The sequence below is a fragment of the Shouchella miscanthi genome (assembly GCF_007725405.1).
In the GTDB taxonomy this organism is placed as follows: Bacteria; Bacillota; Bacilli; order Bacillales; family Bacillaceae_D; genus Shouchella; species Shouchella hunanensis.
Genome location: NZ_CP042163.1, coordinates 2797620 through 2814449 on the forward strand (window position 1 = coordinate 2797620; position 16830 = coordinate 2814449).

Below are 16830 nucleotides of genomic sequence, written 5' to 3' on the forward strand. Positions count from 1 at the left end.
AGGGCTATGGATGTTCCGGCCCATTTTTTATTGATGATAGGAAAATTTATATCCAATTTATGCGGAGGTGCCTCACTAATGTGTGGTTTTATAGGAGAACTGTTACACAAACATAATGAAACTAATCATGCAAGCGACCAAACCTGGAATGAAGCCTTAGAAGTTATTCATCATCGTGGACCAGATCAAACTGGTGAATATAAAGATGGCTTTGTTCGCCTTGGCTTTAAACGTCTTAGCATTATTGACTTAGAGAATGGCTCTCAACCATTTTCTTACGAAGATGGCCGCTACCAGATGGTCTTTAATGGTGAAATTTATAACTATATTGAGCTTCGTGAAGCATTACAGGAACAAGGTGTTACCTTTCATACTCATTCCGACACAGAAGTGTTAATTGCTCTTTTTGCCCATGAAGGAAAAGACATGATTAAAAAATTGCGCGGTATGTTCGCGTTTGCGATTTGGGACACTGAAGAAAAAACGCTTTTCTGTGGTCGTGATCGATTTGGTATTAAGCCATTTTACTATATGCGTGATAATGGTCGAATTCACTTTGGCTCAGAGCAAAAATCATTGATGCCATACATTCAAGAAATTGAAGTGAATACGGAATCGTTGCAACACTATGCTACTTTTCAATATGTACCAGAGCCAAATACATTAACAACAACGGTTGAGAAATTGTTGCCTGGACATTGTTTAACCATCGATCAGAATTTATCAATTGAAGTAACAAGCTACAGTGATCGCTCTTTTTATCAACAATCTCGCAACCAGTCTCTTGAATCATTAGTGACAGAAACAAAAGAAGTACTAATAAATTCTGTCGAAAAACATATGCGCTCGGATGTACCAGTCGGTTCGTTTCTTTCTAGTGGCATTGACTCTACAGCGATCGTTGCGATGGCAAAAGAGCAGCACCCTGACTTATTAACATTCACAGTTGGTTTTGAAACACAAGGCTATAGTGAAATTGATATTGCTCAAGACTCCGCTGACAAATTAGGTGTCCGCAATATTTCTAAGATTATTACACCCGAAGAATTTTTACATGAACTTCCGAAGATCATGTGGCACATGGACGAGCCAGTTGCTGATCCAGCAGCAGTCCCTCTCTATTTTGTGGCAAAAGAAGCAAGTAAACATGTAAAAGTAGTTTTATCCGGTGAAGGGGCAGATGAGCTATTTGGTGGCTACCGAATTTATCGTGAGCCTTTAGACTTAAAATTCTTTGATAAAGTTCCTAAGAGCCTTCACCCTGCATTAAATCGTCTTGCACACCGTCTGCCATCTGCTGTTAAAGGACGAGGATTCTTGTTAAGAGGAACAACGCCGATAGAAGAGCGTTATGTCGGAAATGCCTTTATCTTTAATGAAGAGGAAAAAAGAGAGTTATTTCACTCTTACAATTCATCTCATCCTTACACAAATGTTACACGCCCACTTTATGATGCTGTGCGTGACTATGATGATTCTACGAAAATGCAGTACGTTGATATGCATACATGGCTTGCAAGCGACATACTTGTTAAAGCAGACCGTATGACAATGGCTCATTCTCTCGAATTACGCGTACCATTTCTTGATAAAGAAGTGTTTGAATTTGCGCGTGCACTTCAAACCGACTTTAAGCTTGCCAATAAAACGACAAAATTTGTTTTGCGCGAAGCTATGAAGGAAATTGTTCCTGAGTCCATTGTATCTCGAAAAAAATTAGGCTTCCCAGTTCCAATTCGTGTTTGGTTAAAAGACGAGCTGTACAGTTGGGCTGAGCAAACGATAAAAACGAGCGGAGCTGACGAATACTTTAATAAAGACTATTTGCTAAGAATGCTTGAAGACCATCGTCAAGGAAAAGCAGACTACAGTCGAAAGCTATGGACAGTGCTTTGCTACATGATGTGGCATGACTTACATCTTGCGCCAACGAATGAGACGGCAATTAAAAACGTTATGTAGTAAAAACTTGCTTACAGCAAAAAACAGCTCATGGAAAGAGTTCCATGAGCTGTTTTGTTTATCGTTTAGGAGGCTAGACATTCTGTTTCCAAAAACGCTAGAAAAGCTTGTAAATCGATAATCGTTACAAAACGATCGCCCATTTGCACGAGCTGCTTTGAAAACGAACGATCCATACTTTGTTCCTGTAGATCTTGAAAAGCCCCTTCTTCTACTTGAACAATATCGCTTGCTTCTTCCACCAATAGGGCTACGTTTTTATCTTCCCATTTACACACAAGTAATCGTGTATGTATAGTACCTTCTGTCTTTTCCTGCTCGAATACGTTCTTCATATCGACTACTGCAATAAGTTCGCCTCTTACAAGTATGACTCCTTCAATAACCGTCGGCGTATTTGGAACAGTCGCGATGGTTTTGAGCCTTTCAATGGATAGGAGCTGGCTAAGTGGTAGCCCGTATTGCTGCTGTCCACTAGTAAAAACAATGATTTTCTCTAGATTATTGCTCATGATAAGCCCTCCATTGATTCGTGAAAAATAAAGAAGTGTCTACAACCATAGCAATATTTCCATCGCCAAGAATCGTTGCCCCTAATAATCCTTTTGTTGTCTTCAATAAATGACCGAGAGTTTTAAGGACAATTTCACTATGACCAATAAAATCGTCTACACGAAGAGCGACGAGCTTGTCTTTTTGATATAAAACCACAACGGACCATTCCTCTTCCTCTAAAGGATCTTGTGCACCAACAAATGCTTGAAGAGAATAAAGCGGAATAAACTGTCCTCGAACGTGTATCATGGCTTGATCTTGCGAATACTGAATCGCCTCTTGTCTGACTGTTGCTGTTTCCAAAACAGCTGATACTGGAATAGCATATGGCCGGTTGTCTACTTGAACGAGTAAGGCTTCCATAATCGACACAGTAAGAGGTAAGGAAATCGAAAAAGTAGATCCTTTCCCTGCTGTTGAATAAACATCAATGGTACCGCCGATTTTTCCTAAATTTGTTTTTACAACGTCCAAGCCAACGCCTCGACCTGACAAGTCAGTCACTGCTTCGGCCGTACTAAATCCTGATTGAAACAGTAATTGATAAATGTCTTCATCCGCTCGCTGCATAGCTTCTTCTTCAGAAAGGAGATTTAACTTAAGAGCTTTTTGCAATACTTTCTCGCGGTTGATACCGCCTCCATCATCTTCAATCTCAATCGCTACTCGACTACCCTTGTAAAATGCCCTTAGCGTTATTGTACCTTTTTCCTTTTTTTGTTGTGCTAAGCGCTGTTCTTTTTGTTCAATTCCATGGTCAATGGAGTTTCGTAACAAATGCAAGAGCGGGTCGCTTAATTCATCAATTAACGCTTTATCAATTTCTGTTTCTCCACCCTCAATAACAAAATCGATGTCTTTCTTTACCTCTTTAGCGATTTTGCGGACCATTTTTGGAAACCGCGAAAAAATCGTGTCGAGTGACATCATTCGAATGGATAACATAACCGATTGAAGGTGGCTTATGCTTCGATTAATTTTTTCAGTTGTTGTCGTCAAGTCTACATCGTCCACTTTTTTGGATAACTCTTCTAAACGGCTCTTTTCGACAACAAGCTCCTCAAATAAATACATAAGCTCATCAAGCTTACCTAACTGAACACGGATTGATTTTTGCGTTTTTTCTTCTCTGGCTTCTTGCTTACGTTGCTCAGGAACGGCTGTGGGTGTCTGTTGCTGTATCGTAAAATCTTTAACGTCTACATGAGTGATTTCTGTTAGCGATCCAACCGATTGAACAATTTCATTAGTTTCTACACCTGTAGCTGCAACTACTTGAAAGGTCTTTTCAAATAATCCTTCTTCAAGCGCCTCTGTGTAAGGGTTTGTGTACAGAATTTCACCTAGCTTACTGATTTCACTGATGACCATGTATGCACGCACACCTTTTAGCATCGCTTGTTCATCAACACTAACGGTAATCGTCTTAACCGAGATCCCTTCTTGAACGGCCTGTTCAATAATACGCAACGTATGTTCATCCATCTCTTGACTCGTAGATGTTTGTTGACCTGAACCTTGGTTAATCGCATCTAATTGCTGTTTAAGCTCTGGTGTGTGTGAGAGCTCGATACCTTGTTCGGCAACAGATTCAATTGAGCTATCTAAAAAATCAACGATGGCGTAAAAAAAATCGACATAGTGATCAGTTAAGCGTACTTTTTCCGATCGTAAATCATCAAGAACATTCTCAAATTGATGGGTGAGCTCTGCCATAACGGTAAAGTTCATCGAAGCAGCCATCCCTTTTATTGTGTGTGCTGATCGGAAAATATCATCAAGGGTTTTCCCTTGATGTTCTTCTTGTGCTAATTTTGGTAAATGCTCATTTATAAGTGAAAGGTGTTCAAGACTTTCATCAATAAACATGGACACATAACGGTTTTGACTCAATGGATTCTCCACCTTAAAAAAAGAATACGAGGAGATTTACCCTCGTACTCTTTATCGGATTGGTTTGGTTAGAAGTTTATAGTATTGTTTATTTCAGCGAGAGACTCTCTTATTACCTATTATGTGAGACAAAACGTTAAGTGCAACTAATCACGTACCCATAAACTATTACCATCACCGTCCATTTACGCCAAGTAACCATACTGTTAAACTAGCAAACACAACAATACTCATATGTATGGAAAAACCTGCATAGTCTTGACGCTTTAAAGCCATTCTGCTCGTTTCAAAAAAGAAAAACATCAGCAAGGCAATGGCACCTTTTACGGCATAATAAGGCATAAATTGATACATATATAGACTAACACTACCCGTTAAAAGCAAAAGAATTTGCGTAACACGAACAAACAGAGCGACTAATGTACGCCCAGTTCGAATGTCTCTCCAAGTTAGCAATAGCCAGATAGCAGCCCCGATAAAGAACAGTGGCCAAACGTGATTATGAAACGACAAATACGGTAAAAAGGTTTGGGCAGGAATCACGCAATGCCCTCCTTCAGCTGTAGAATAAGAATACCTACTCAGTATAGCATAAAACAAAAAAACGAGAGCAAAGAACCCTCGTTAGTTTAAATCAAAATGGTGACCATTCGCTTCATAAATAATCCATTCTGATAAATTCGTTGCATAGTCAGCAATACGCTCTACATAACGAGCGATAAAAGCTAACTGAGTCGTTCCTTCCACATTTTGTTCGTTCACATCTTGTCTAAATAAGCGTTTAATAAATTTCCCGAACTGCTCATCAATAAGGTCATCTTCTTTCGCCAATTGCTGTGCAGCAATGACATCTTTTTCTTTATAAGCGATTAGCGCTTTTGCAACCATTGCCCGGGCATCCTTTGCTAAAGTCGTTAACTCAGTTAACGTTGCCTCGTCGACATCTGAAAGTCGTCTTGACACTTTAGCCATATCGACTGCTAAATCCGCTACGCGTTCTAAATCACCGCTAATTTTCATCACAACGATCAGCTTGCGTAAATCACCTGCAACTGGTTGTTGTCTAGCAATAATATCAAAAACTTGTTCGTTTAATTCTAGCTCTCGCTTATTGATCTTTTTATCATTTGCGATAATCGCTTCTACTTTTGTCGTATCACGATGCTCAAACGATTGAATGGCTTCGTCTAGCTGTATGAGCGTACGTTCACCTAATTCTTGAATATGCGATACAGTTTCCTCAAGCTGTTGAACAAACATGCTTCGTAACATTTGGTTCGCTCCTTATCCAAATTGACCTGAAATATAAGCTTCTGTCCGCTTATGTTCCGGATTTGAGAAGATCTTACGTGTATCGTCCATTTCAATCAGTTCACCCATATAGAAAAAGGCGGTTTTGTCCGAGATGCGAGCGGCTTGCTGCATGTTATGTGTGACAATGACAACCGTATAGGTCCCTTTTAAATTGGAAATAAGTTCTTCAATTTTTGTTGTTGAAAGCGGATCTAATGCACTCGTCGGCTCATCCATTAACAGGACTTCAGGTTTCGTCGCAAGAGCTCGTGCAATACATAGACGCTGTTGCTGCCCTCCAGACAACCCCATTGCGTTTTTGTTTAATCGATCTTTTACTTCATCCCATAAAAAGGCACCTTTTAAGCTTAATTCAACACGTTCATCAAGCTCTTTTTTCTTCCGAACACCATGCACTCTGGGCCCGTAGGCTACGTTTTCGTAAATGGATTTTGGAAATGGATTAGGCTTTTGAAACACCATGCCGACATGCTTTCGTAATTCTGCTAGATCCATTGAAGAATGCAGAAGATTATCCTGCCGATAATTTAATTCCCCTGACATTCGAATTGTTGGATTTAAACGTGACATTAAGTTCAATGTTTTAATAAATGTTGATTTACCACACCCTGAAGGACCAATAATGGCTGTCACTTCTTTTTCATGTAAATCGAGATTAATATTTTTCAAAGCATGGTTTTGGCCGTACCATAAATTAAAATCTCTCACGCTGTAGACTGATTTTATTTCCTCTAATGTCTCCACCATAGCAAATGTCTCCTCCTTACCCAAATCGACCAGAAATATAAGCCTCTGTTTGTTTATGATCAGGGTTACTAAACAACTTTTCTGTTGGATTCGTTTCGATTAGTTCACCATTATAGAAAAACGCCGTTCGATCAGACACTCGTGAAGCTTGCTGCATATTGTGTGTCACGACAACAACTGTATATTGTTTTTTGAGTTCAATCATTAATTCTTCTACTTTAGCAGTAGCAATTGGGTCGAGTGCTGATGCAGGCTCATCGAGTAAAATAACCTCAGGCTTTAATGCTAACGTTCTGGCAATACATAAGCGCTGTTGCTGTCCACCTGAGAGTTCAAGTGCTGAATCATGCAAGCGATCTTTTACTTCATCCCATAGCGCAGCTTTTGTAAGAGATTCCTCAACAATGTCTTTCCACTGCTTTTTCGGCACACCGTGAAACCGTAAGCCATGAGTCAAGTTATCGTAAATGGACTTTGGGAATGGATTCGCTTTTTGAAATACCATTCCGATTTCCTTCCGCAACGCTACAACGTTGACGTCGTCACTTAATAAGTTCACTTCCTCATACATCATGTTCCCAGTTACTCTTGCCGATGGAATTAAGTCGTTCATTCGATTAATACTTCGCAAGAACGTCGATTTTCCACAGCCTGAAGGACCTATTAACGCCAGGATTTCATTCCGATGAACAGCTAAATTTAAGTTTTTCACAGCATGGTTTTCACCATAATAGATATTAATATCTTCTGCTTTTAGTAACGTTGGTGCAGTCATCATTTCTGTTTGTTCCACTTCTTTTTGAACGGTCAGCGTCGACATCAAATTCCTCCTATTTTGCAGACGTTAATTTTTTGTGTACGTAGCGCCCTAGTAATCGAGCTAATAAGTTAAATAAGAGAACCGCAATGATAAGAACGAGAGCCGCGCCATCGGCAATATCTCTTGCATCAGGAACAAGCCCTTGTGTATTCACTTTCCAAATGTGTACTGCAAGAGTCTCTGCTGGTCGAAACACATTAAGAGGTGATGTTTCTGAGAACGGGTTGAAGTTCGCCCAATCTAGCCTTGGTGTTGTCACACCTGACGTGAAAAGTAAGGCTGCTGCTTCACCAAACACACGACCTGCAGATAAAATCACTCCTGTCAAGATGCCGGGAAACGCTGCTGGTAAAATAATGGTTCGAATGGTATCCCAATGCGTAATTCCTAATGCCAAACTTGCTTCTTTTTGCTCTCTTGGTACGCTCGTAATAGAATCTTCCACAACACGAACCATTACTGGTAGATTAAATACTGTTAATGCAAGAGCTCCACCTAATATAGAGTAGCTCCACCCTGTTAGTTGAACAAAGACAAGTAAACCAAACAAGCCAACAACAATGGAAGGCAATGACGCCAGCACTTCAATACAAGTACGTATAAAATCTGTCACTTTCCCTGGTTTAGCGTATTCAGCCATATAGATGCCGCCGCCTAAACCGAGCGGTACAGTGAATAACATGGTTAATACTAAAATGTAAAATGAATTAAATAACTGTGGTCCAATTCCTCCACCTTCTCGGAAAGAGCTAGGTGGGCTTGTTAAAAAGTCTAAATCAAGCTGGCTAAAACCACGTACTACTATATAACTAATTAAACCGGCTAATACGGCAACGATCACAAGTGCAATCATCGTAAATACTGACGTTGCTAATCGATCTGTCCATCGTTTATTCATGAAAAACGCCTCCTAGATGACAAGAAACGAACGATGATAATGAACAAATAAGACATAACAAGCAAAATTAATCCGAGCGACCAAAGCACATTGTTTTCTGTACTACCTGGTACCGTATGCCCCATGTTTAATGTAATAATCGTCGTTAATGTTGCGGTTGGATCAAGTAAAGACTCAGCAATTGTGCGAGAGTTTCCGATAACCATTTGTACTGCAAGGGCTTCACCAAATGCTCGAGCCATCCCTAGCACTACAGCGGTTAATAACATAGGTGTTGCTGCTGGTACAATCACACGCCGAATCGTCTGCCATCTCGTCGCACCGAGTGCCAATGACGATTCTCTCATCCCATTTGGTATGGACCGAAGAGCGTCTGTTGCTATGCTTGTAACAGTTGGTAAAATCATGATGGATAACACGATCATTCCGGCTAAAAGACCAAATCCTTGGCCACCAACATTTTCTCGGATAAATGGAACAATGAGAGTTAAACCGATAAACCCGTATACAACAGAAGGAATACCAACTAATAACTCTACTGCTGGTTGAAGAATTTTTCGCCCCCAGCTTGGTGCAATTTCTGTCATATAGATAGCGGCACCAATTCCTAAAGGTGCAGCTACAAGCGCAGCTAAAATGGTGACGGCAAATGAGCCCACAATAAATGGTAGAGCGCCGTATACCGGTCCACCTTGCTCTGCACTTCTTGATGGGTTCCATTCTAAACTTGTTAGAAATTGTATAGGGCTAACTCCATCAGCTACAAATGCTTGTATCCCACGCAAAACGAGAAAAAGCGTAATGGCTAATGTTGTTAAAATAATAATGGCCGCACATGTATAAACAACAAGTTTTCCAGTGCGTTCTTTTTTTATCGTTTTTTTCTTGTCTAGCAAACGGTCTGCTACAGATTGGGTAGCTGGCATGAACTTCTTCCTCCTTGATCTTCTCCTCAATGAAAATCAATGTTTGAAAAAGAGACTCGACTTGTGGAAGCAAAGTCTCTTTTATTTATCTTTATTTTGCTGTTTCGTTTCCTTCGGCATCTCTTTCCACTTGCATACCGGTTTCTGGAATATAACCCATTTCTGGAATGACGCCATCTTGAACCGTTTCACTGAATAAGAAGTCGATAAACGCTTTTGTTAACCCTTCCGGTTCCCCATTTGTATAAGAGTGCATATATGCCCAAATTGGGAAGTCCCCAGACATAACATTTTCGTCTGTTTGTTCGACTCCATCTACCGACAATGGAAGCACAGAACCTTGATCATCATAATAAGAAAATGCAAGGTATCCAATCGCTCCTGGTGTCTCGCTAATAATTTGACGAACGGTACTTGATGAGTCTTCAGTAATGGCATCTGAAGAAGGTTCATTTCCTTCTAAGCCGTATTTTACAAATGTATCTCTCGTTCCTGAAGAATCTGGACGATTTACAAGAACGATGTCTTGATCAGCACCACCAATTTCACTCCAATTTGTTACTTCTCCTGTAAAAATATCAATCATTTCTTCTGTTGAAAGATCGTCTACTCCTACTTCAGGGTGAGCGGCTGGTCCCATTCCAACAACTGCAATTCGGTGATCAACCAAGTTGGAAGCATCAATATCATCTTTCTCTTCTGCAAATACGTCAGAATTTCCAATCTCGACCTGTCCACTTGCAATGGAAGAAAGACCTTGACCAGAACCTCCAGCTTGTACAGAAATACTCGCTTCTAAATTCTCTTCCATGAAGACTTCACTTGCTGCCGCCACGAGCGGTTCCATTGCACTAGAGCCAGCTACGAGAATGCTCCCTGATACTTCTTCGCTGTTGGTATTCTCATCAGCTCCACCGGTTGATGCATTGTCTCCTCCTGTATTTGCTCCATCGTCTGACCCACATGCAGCTGCTGTTAATAGAAAGGCTGCGAAAACGGCTCCAAGGTTTAGCTTCTTCATCTGTTTTATTTCCCCCTATTTGTTGAGCGGTATCGTTCTTACAAGCCCAAGTATAGTTGTAAAGTATTAAGTTCATTTATGGCTCATGTAAAGCTTTTGTAAAAAGCATGAAGGTGGCATTTACAAACATTTGCACATTCAGGCTACGTATCTTGACTCTTCCAGCACAAAAAAGCACATGGCGCTTAACTCCTCCATGTGCTTTCATCCATTTTGTTTATCTTGATTGTTCTTTCGTCGGTCCGTATAGACCAGGAACTGTTAAACCTGCTTGACGAAGTAGGACTGTCATTTGACCACGATGATGGGCTTGGTGATTTATCAGTAAACGCAACATCGCTCCTTTTGTCAAGGTTGCTCCTAATGCTTGAAGTTGTTCCTCCATAAATGCATCTGAATTCACCTGCTCCACAGCGTGTAACAACGCTTGGCTGACACGTTCATAAGAATCTTTCATTACACTTGCACTACTAGGCTGTTTGTCGGAAAGGTCCACATCCAGATTAAGACCGAGTTGCCCAACAAAAAAGACAGGCGAAGTAGTCAAATGCCAGCCTAGCCAACCCAATGTATTATGCCCCTCTTCAATGGCTTGTCCTAACTTCTCGTCTGATAGGGCATTTAATACTGCTAGTGTTAACTGAGACTCCTGTTTCCACTCTTGAATAAAATCGTCAACTTTACGATACATCATGTCCAACTCCTTTTTTCTATCATATAGTAGTATAGTAAAAAGCATCTCATCCATTCAAGCAAGACGAACTCAACCTTGCCAACGTTCACTTTGCTCAAGGGTTAAAGCTAAACGAAATAATAACGATTCGTTCCCTTTTGCTGCCATCGCTTGAACGCCAATCGGCATTCCTGCTTTTGTTTTGTAAACTGGCAAACTGATGGCCGGTTGACCTGTTAAATTAGCCAGTTGTGTAAACGGTGTGTACGTCAAACTTGGTAAAAACATTTCATATACAAACGCTAGTTGCTCTTTTGCAGCCAGCTGCTGAATTTGCTCTTTCATCTTTCTTTCATCAGCAGCAGAGGGGGTCAATTCACCAATCTTTGGTGCGATGGAAGCGGCACTAGGCGTAAAATAAAGATCATAGGTTTCGTGGAATTCCATGGCAATTGCCGCATGCTGATCCCAAGTTGTTAAGCTATTGGCATAATCAGCGGCTCGAACATTTTTTCCAGCTTCCGCTAATACAAAAGACTCTGTCTCGAAATCCTCTTCATGTAATTGACGATTTAAAGATTGTTCTAGTCGCTGCCGTACGTTTGCCATCTCTCCTGCATTCATCAAATAATATTGCTCCATTAATGAGCGCCCATCAATTGCCGGCGTCGCCTCTTCAACGTAATGACCTAAAGAATCAAGATATTGAATCGTTTCCATAAGTGCTTGCTTTGCTTCGCTAGAAACAGGCGTCCCGACTGGCGAAGTGTACGAATAAGCAATTCGTAATGGAGAGAGTCGTTTAGATAAAGATCGCTCAAATCCCTCTTCAAAAAGCGGTGTATGAAAAGCGGCTTCTGGTTGATGAATTTGCAGGACATCCAATGAGCGAGCACTATCACGAACAGAGCGACTGAGTACAAAGTCAATTGCTGCTCCTTGCCACTGCCTTCCGACTCCTGGTCCAACTGGCGTTCGTCCTCTCGTTGGTTTTAAACCAACAAGGCCACTAAAAGAAGCGGGAATGCGAATGGAACCACCACCATCACTGGCACCTGCAATTGGTACGATTCCACTTGCCACAGCAGCTGCAGCTCCACCGCTCGACCCACCTGGAGAATAGGATTCATTTAGTGGATTTTTGGTTGCACCGTATAATTTCGGTTCAGTAATATTCTTCAATCCAAATTCCGGAGAATTCGAGTAGCCCATCATACAAAAACCGGCTTTTTGAAGTCGTTTGGTGTAGTGGCTTGTCTTTGTCGCAATAGATCCTTTTAACAAACCACTTCCTCCATTCATTTCTTCTCCTTCGAGCGCTTGCGATGAATTTTTCAATAAAAAAGGAACGTGATAAAACGGTTCATTGTGGTTTACTGTCTCCAGTTCGTTAAAGACCTTTTCTTCTCGAGTTGAAAGAACGGCATTTAACTGTTGATTCGTTGCAATTCCGTCCAAGCAAGCTTGCAACACCTCAGTCGGCTTTACTTTTCGTTCTTTTACTAATGAGCTTAGCCCTACACCATCGTACTGCTTGTATTCATTAAAATTCACGTTAGATACCTCCTTTTCTTCAGTATAAAAGAACGCACATCATTTTGCTTATGATGTGCATGCATGAATAAAGGCTTGAAACAATTTTTTCGACTGCTCATCTGTCAAATTTTCCGGGTGCCACTGAACACCAATTTGAAAAGGGTGAGATTGATGTTCAATTGCTTCAATTACACCGTCATTCGTCCAAGCAACCGCTTGAAAAGGAAATGATACATTGCGGACAGCTTGATGGTGAAAACTATTCACGTACATAGTCGTGCAGTTAACAATTGATTCTAATTTCGACGATGCCTTTAGTTGAATTTGGTGACTTCTATATTCCCTAGGTGCTCGTTGACGATGTTGCACGAGTTCTCCTTCATATTGTGTGTGTAAGTCCTGATACATATCGCCTCCGGCTGCAATAGTTAAGATTTGCATGCCACGACAGATGCCCAATATTGGCTTTCCTTCAGCTAAAGCCGCTTTCGCTAGTTCGTATTCAAAATGATCCCGCTCGGGGGTAAGATCGCCTAAATCCGGGTGTGGATCTTCATTAAATAACATCGGGTTAATGTCCCCGCCTCCTGTTAATAACACGCCGTCTACTGTTTTTATGTAGTGCCATGCTTTGTCAGGCTCAATGTTTGGTAAGACAACCGGAAGTACAGTTTTACCATTTATCGACGAGATATTGTCGATGGCTGTACTCAGTCTTCCTTCTTCAACAATAGATGAGGTAATTCCAATTAGAATCATTTGCAAGCCTCCTTTATTACTTACACTATGCGTAGCCTTAAAAATGATGTCAAGGGCACAATTGACATTTCCTACTGAATTCGCTACGCTTTTCTAATGATCGTTTGAACAGAAGTGAGGCATTTTATTTATGAAGCGAATTGTGATTCTTGGTGGTGGGATTGTTGGAAGTTCCACAGCTTTTCATTTAGCAAAACAAGGCTATGACGTCATTCTAATAGATAGCCGTCATCCCCATCGTGCTACAAATGCTGCAGCCGGCATTGTTTGTCCGTGGCTATCAAAAAGAAGAAATCAAGCATGGTACCAATTAGTAAGACGAAGCGCAGCTTATTACCCATCGTTTGTGAAATCATTAACAGCATTTGGTGGAGAAGAGACTGGATTTAAGCGTACTGGAGCCTTATGGATACATGAAAAAAAAGAGAATGTTTTAGAAACTATTGAGCGTGCAACAGAGAAGCGTCGGGAGGCACCGGAAATTGGTTTGCTCACTTATCTTGAAGGGGAAGAGCTACAGGAGCATTTCCCTCTTCTCCACTCAGAGTATTACGGTGTCTTAGTAGAAGGGGCAGGTCGTGTAGATGGTCAGCTGTTAACAAACTCAATTCAGCAAGCTGCTCAAGCCCTCGGTGCTTCAATTCTTCACGATGAGGCATCTGTAAAAGAGCATGAGGATGGTCGAATTGCCGTCGTTACAAGTGCTGGCGAACTCGACTATGATGAACTTATTATTACGAATGGTGCCTGGGTAAAACCGCTTTTCGAATCAACCTCGATGACAATCGATATTCGGGATCAAAAAGCACAAATTGTCCATATGCAAATTGATGCAGATACATCTCGTTGGCCAGTTGTTATTCCTCCTGGAAATCAATATCTTCTCGCTTTCGAAGGAGGAAAGATTATCGCAGGTTCTACTTACGAAAATCATACAAACTTTGAACCGTCTATAACCGTTGACGCCGTTCATACAATACTTCATGAAGCACTGTCTGTCGCTCCTGGTTTAAAAGCAGCTACATACATTGATACAAAAGTCGGCTTCCGTCCAGTTGCCCCTCACCATATGCCATTGTTCGGAAGACTACCGAACCAAAAAACAGTATGGATTGCAAATGGACTTGGATCTACAGGTCTTACTGCTGGTCCATATATCGGCTATGCACTTGCTGAATCTGTCGCTAATCGAGAAGTACCGCTCTCTCCATCCCTGTTTGATGTAGCATCTATTATCAAGCACTAAGTCCAGTCCATACGCTGGGCTTTTTTTGCTTACAGATTGTGTCATACGGGTATGGTATGAATGGAGGTGTTAGGATGAGCTACTACAAACAAATGGATAAACATGCGAATCATCGTAAATCCCCTGAAAAGTATTTAGTAGGCAGAGGCGAGCAAGGGGTCTTAATGGTTGAACCCTATAAAAGTGAAATTTTACCTCATTGGCGCTTTAAAACACCTGATATCGCTAAGGCTTCTGCAGAGAAAATATACGAACAGTTTCTCCAATATCAAAAGGAGGAAGATTTCGTAGGTATGGACATGGCAAGAAAATTTCTGCAAATGGGCTATACGAGGGCAAGACGATATGCCAATTATCCAGGTGGAAAAAAATACGATCAAGATGGTCATTTAAATAAACGAGATATTGATGAAGAAAAGGCAAAAGCAGCACGTTATTTTGAAGAAAAGTGGAAAATAGTTCGAGAAGATAAAGACTATTTAAACATGAAAAAACAGCATCAAGACCGTTATGGATAACTTACAAAATGGTCAAGAGCTGTTTTAAACGTTTCATGTCAGCTAGTATCGTTTCTTTAATGGCCGGTCGGTAAAAAATAGAAGAAGGATGATACGTCGGAAAGATGATTGCCCTATTATCTCGTATGTACGTACCCTCTAATCCATAGGAAAGCAGTTTTGTGCAAAAAGGTTTTCCATGTTGCTCGCTTACCTTAAACGGAGAACCAGCTAAGCGTTCCAAAGCTATTCTGCCCAACGTAACAATGACTTCAGGCTGAATAGAAGCAATCGTTTCATCTAGAAGAACTGCATGCGCGGCAATCTCCCTTTTTGTTGGCGTACGATTTCCGCGTTCTTGTATCGGCTTGTTTTTGCTTTTTCGATCTGTTTTATAAGGCCTACTACGAACAGTACTTGTCACATAAATCTCCTCACGACTTAGACCGATTAACTGTAAGTACGCTTCAAAACTTTGTTCAGATCGTCCCGAAAAAGGTTTTCCAGTCACTAATTCCGTTCGTCCTGGTGCTTCCCCAACAAATAGAACACGCGCCTTTTCATTGCCTTCCCCATGTAAAAACCCCTCGCAAGGGAAAGGCTGCATTCCTCGTTGTGCGTCTCGTATTAATTCCTTTTTGAGCATTGTTTCTTAGCCTCTTTTAGTCTTTAATTGGGCTTGTAAGAGCGCTAACTTCGTAATGCATCGTTTACGCTCTCCATCGCTTGTTGCGCACCATATCATTTGATGCAATGTGTGAAGCTGGTGTTGATCTCGGCTTTTCATAGAAACCTACTTCCTCTTTTTCGTCTTATTACCTAGTATAGACCGCTTCACCATTTATAATCGTCTGTTCTACTACAGTGTCAATCGCTAATGGATGACCACTCCAAATCACAATATCGGCATCTTTACCGCTTTCAATGGTTCCTACTCGATGTTCTAACTGAAGATGTTCTGCTGCATACACCGTGATGGCTTTCAAAAGTGTATGTTCATCAATCCCATGCTTTCGCGCATACCCTGCAGTCGTTACTAAATGTTCAATTGGAATAACTGGATGATCTGTTGTGATGGTAAACGGAACACCTGCGTCTGCAAAACCTTTCACCGTATCCCAGCTCTTATTAGCAAGTTCTTGCTTAGACCGTGCAGAAAATGTCGGTCCAATCGTAAAACGAAAGCCACTATCAAGCAGTTCTTTTTCAACGAGATGACCTTCTGTTACATGCTCAATGGTTATTTCAATCGAAAATTCTTTTGCTATCCGAATGGCTGTCATAATATCATCTGCTCGATGTGCATGAATGCGCATTGGTATGTCACCCTTAAGAACTGGCAACAGTTGTTCCATCCCCAAATCCCTCGTCAATAATTCACCTTTAGCTTTTCGATTATAGTAATCCTGTGCATGCATTAGTTCTTGACGAAGAACAGCAGCAACCCCCATTCTCGTTATAGGCATTTTTCCTTTTGCCCCGTGAACTGATTTCGGATTCTCTCCTAAAGCGGCTTTCATCGCTGATGGTGCTCTAACAATCATTTCTTCTACAGAACGACCAGTTGTCTTGATTACACACGTTTCGCCACCAATCACATTCGCGCTCCCTGGAAGAACCTGAACGGTTGTCACACCCGCTTTTCGCGCATCAAAGAAGCCACTATCACTTGGGTCAATCCCATCAAGAGCTCGTACTTCTGGTGTACACGGTTTAGTGATTTCGTTAAAATCATGACCCGCTTTTCCCACATCTTGTGCGTAAACACCTAGATGAGTATGAACGTCTATAATTCCAGGTGTAACCCAGCCTCCATTTGCATCGATGATCACGCAATCTTCTTTGCTATTAACCTTCGTTGCAACATCAATGATTTGATGTCCTTCTAGTAAGATTTCAACAGATTCTTCTTCTGTCTTAACACCTGACCAGACTTTACCGTTCCTTATGACTGTTTGTTTCACTTTATCCTCCCCTTTCTCT

The 16830-nt window shown here is 41.2% G+C and carries 18 protein-coding genes; 3 read left to right on the top strand and 15 right to left on the bottom strand.

The features are described from left to right. Positions 1-78: 78 nt before the first annotated feature. Positions 79-1962 (top strand): asparagine synthase (glutamine-hydrolyzing), encoded by a 1884-nt coding sequence (asnB, locus tag FPV17_RS14195; RefSeq protein ID WP_144559295.1) that lies wholly within the window; start codon positions 79-81, stop codon positions 1960-1962. 65 nt (positions 1963-2027) lie between these two features. Here the strand turns inward: asnB and FPV17_RS14200 are convergent, their stop codons facing one another. The 12 genes from FPV17_RS14200 to FPV17_RS14255 form a co-directional block, all read right to left on the bottom strand. After that, positions 2028-2474: a chemotaxis protein CheW gene (locus FPV17_RS14200; RefSeq protein WP_144559296.1), complete on the bottom strand. Its 447-nt coding sequence runs from the start codon at positions 2472-2474 to the stop codon at positions 2028-2030. Then, entirely contained in the window at positions 2464-4410 is a 1947-nt protein-coding gene (locus tag FPV17_RS14205) for a chemotaxis protein CheA (protein ID WP_144559297.1), read from the bottom strand. Before FPV17_RS14205 ends, FPV17_RS14200 begins: the two co-directional genes overlap by 11 nt. A 174-nt stretch (positions 4411-4584) precedes the next feature. Continuing rightward, a complete protein-coding gene (locus FPV17_RS14210) occupies positions 4585-4953 on the bottom strand; it encodes a hypothetical protein (protein ID WP_144559298.1) in 369 nt (122 codons plus the stop codon). Positions 4954-5034: 81 nt separating this feature from the next. Continuing rightward, positions 5035-5682, bottom strand: a complete 648-nt coding sequence (phoU, locus tag FPV17_RS14215) for a phosphate signaling complex protein PhoU (RefSeq protein ID WP_035395439.1) — start codon at positions 5680-5682, stop codon at positions 5035-5037. Positions 5683-5694: 12 nt separating this feature from the next. Then, positions 5695-6471: a phosphate ABC transporter ATP-binding protein PstB gene (pstB, locus tag FPV17_RS14220; protein ID WP_144559299.1), complete on the bottom strand. Its 777-nt coding sequence runs from the start codon at positions 6469-6471 to the stop codon at positions 5695-5697. Positions 6472-6487: 16 nt separating this feature from the next. Further along, positions 6488-7291, bottom strand: a complete 804-nt coding sequence (gene pstB / locus FPV17_RS14225) for a phosphate ABC transporter ATP-binding protein PstB (protein ID WP_144559300.1) — start codon at positions 7289-7291, stop codon at positions 6488-6490. 10 nt (positions 7292-7301) lie between these two features. Next, on the bottom strand, positions 7302-8189 hold the full coding sequence (gene pstA, locus FPV17_RS14230; RefSeq protein WP_144559301.1) for a phosphate ABC transporter permease PstA: 888 nt from the start codon (positions 8187-8189) through the stop codon (positions 7302-7304). Then, on the bottom strand, positions 8186-9115 hold the full coding sequence (gene pstC / locus FPV17_RS14235) for a phosphate ABC transporter permease subunit PstC (protein ID WP_035395442.1): 930 nt from the start codon (positions 9113-9115) through the stop codon (positions 8186-8188). Before pstC ends, pstA begins: the two co-directional genes overlap by 4 nt. 91 nt (positions 9116-9206) lie before the next feature. Then, positions 9207-10136, bottom strand: coding sequence for a phosphate ABC transporter substrate-binding protein (locus tag FPV17_RS14240; RefSeq protein WP_144559302.1), 930 nt, complete (start codon positions 10134-10136; stop codon positions 9207-9209). 217 nt (positions 10137-10353) lie between these two features. Next, the gene (locus FPV17_RS14245; protein WP_144560500.1) at positions 10354-10827 is read right to left on the bottom strand and encodes a DinB family protein; all 474 of its coding nucleotides are present in this window, start codon (positions 10825-10827) and stop codon (positions 10354-10356) included. A gap of 72 nt (positions 10828-10899) precedes the next feature. Next, positions 10900-12363, bottom strand: a complete 1464-nt coding sequence (locus FPV17_RS14250; RefSeq protein WP_035395446.1) for an amidase family protein — start codon at positions 12361-12363, stop codon at positions 10900-10902. Between the two features lie 48 nt (positions 12364-12411). Next, positions 12412-13104 (bottom strand): gamma-glutamyl-gamma-aminobutyrate hydrolase family protein, encoded by a 693-nt coding sequence (locus tag FPV17_RS14255; RefSeq protein WP_144559303.1) that lies wholly within the window; start codon positions 13102-13104, stop codon positions 12412-12414. Between the two features lie 130 nt (positions 13105-13234). Here FPV17_RS14255 and FPV17_RS14260 point away from each other — a divergent pair, with 130 nt between their 5' ends. Together FPV17_RS14260 and FPV17_RS14265 are read left to right on the top strand one after the other, a co-directional pair. Beyond that, on the top strand, positions 13235-14350 hold the full coding sequence (locus tag FPV17_RS14260) for an NAD(P)/FAD-dependent oxidoreductase (protein WP_060703844.1): 1116 nt from the start codon (positions 13235-13237) through the stop codon (positions 14348-14350). A gap of 74 nt (positions 14351-14424) precedes the next feature. Continuing rightward, positions 14425-14868, top strand: coding sequence for a DUF4385 domain-containing protein (locus FPV17_RS14265; protein ID WP_144559304.1), 444 nt, complete (start codon positions 14425-14427; stop codon positions 14866-14868). A gap of 1 nt (position 14869) precedes the next feature. On the opposite strand, the gene FPV17_RS14270 is transcribed toward FPV17_RS14265, so the two are convergent. From FPV17_RS14270 to FPV17_RS14275, 3 genes are read right to left on the bottom strand one after another with little or no spacing between them, the layout of a single operon-like run. Continuing rightward, positions 14870-15493, bottom strand: coding sequence for a uracil-DNA glycosylase (locus FPV17_RS14270; RefSeq protein WP_035395450.1), 624 nt, complete (start codon positions 15491-15493; stop codon positions 14870-14872). A 6-nt stretch (positions 15494-15499) separates the two neighbouring features. Further along, on the bottom strand, positions 15500-15634 hold the full coding sequence (locus FPV17_RS22395; RefSeq protein WP_281284303.1) for a hypothetical protein: 135 nt from the start codon (positions 15632-15634) through the stop codon (positions 15500-15502). Between the two features lie 28 nt (positions 15635-15662). Further along, positions 15663-16811, bottom strand: coding sequence for an amidohydrolase (locus FPV17_RS14275; protein ID WP_246117041.1), 1149 nt, complete (start codon positions 16809-16811; stop codon positions 15663-15665). Positions 16812-16830 lie beyond the last annotated feature (19 nt).

Bases quoted from the DNA above. Each gene is read 5' to 3' on its own strand.
- FPV17_RS14270 (WP_035395450.1), bottom strand. From the start codon at position 15,493: ATGCTCAAAAAGGAATTAATACGAGACGCACAACGAGGAATGCAGCCT.
- FPV17_RS22395 (WP_281284303.1), bottom strand. From the start codon at position 15,634: ATGAAAAGCCGAGATCAACACCAGCTTCACACATTGCATCAAATGATA.
- FPV17_RS14200 (WP_144559296.1), bottom strand. From the start codon at position 2,474: ATGAGCAATAATCTAGAGAAAATCATTGTTTTTACTAGTGGACAGCAG.
- pstC (WP_035395442.1), bottom strand. From the start codon at position 9,115: ATGCCAGCTACCCAATCTGTAGCAGACCGTTTGCTAGACAAGAAAAAA.
- FPV17_RS14255 (WP_144559303.1), bottom strand. From the start codon at position 13,104: ATGATTCTAATTGGAATTACCTCATCTATTGTTGAAGAAGGAAGACTG.
- FPV17_RS14265 (WP_144559304.1), top strand. From the start codon at position 14,425: ATGAGCTACTACAAACAAATGGATAAACATGCGAATCATCGTAAATCC.
- pstB (WP_144559299.1), bottom strand. From the start codon at position 6,471: ATGGTGGAGACATTAGAGGAAATAAAATCAGTCTACAGCGTGAGAGAT.
- phoU (WP_035395439.1), bottom strand. From the start codon at position 5,682: ATGTTACGAAGCATGTTTGTTCAACAGCTTGAGGAAACTGTATCGCAT.
- FPV17_RS14245 (WP_144560500.1), bottom strand. From the start codon at position 10,827: ATGTATCGTAAAGTTGACGATTTTATTCAAGAGTGGAAACAGGAGTCT.
- asnB (WP_144559295.1), top strand. From the start codon at position 79: ATGTGTGGTTTTATAGGAGAACTGTTACACAAACATAATGAAACTAAT.
- pstA (WP_144559301.1), bottom strand. From the start codon at position 8,189: ATGAATAAACGATGGACAGATCGATTAGCAACGTCAGTATTTACGATG.
- FPV17_RS14240 (WP_144559302.1), bottom strand. From the start codon at position 10,136: ATGAAGAAGCTAAACCTTGGAGCCGTTTTCGCAGCCTTTCTATTAACA.
- pstB (WP_144559300.1), bottom strand. From the start codon at position 7,291: ATGTCGACGCTGACCGTTCAAAAAGAAGTGGAACAAACAGAAATGATG.
- FPV17_RS14260 (WP_060703844.1), top strand. From the start codon at position 13,235: ATGAAGCGAATTGTGATTCTTGGTGGTGGGATTGTTGGAAGTTCCACA.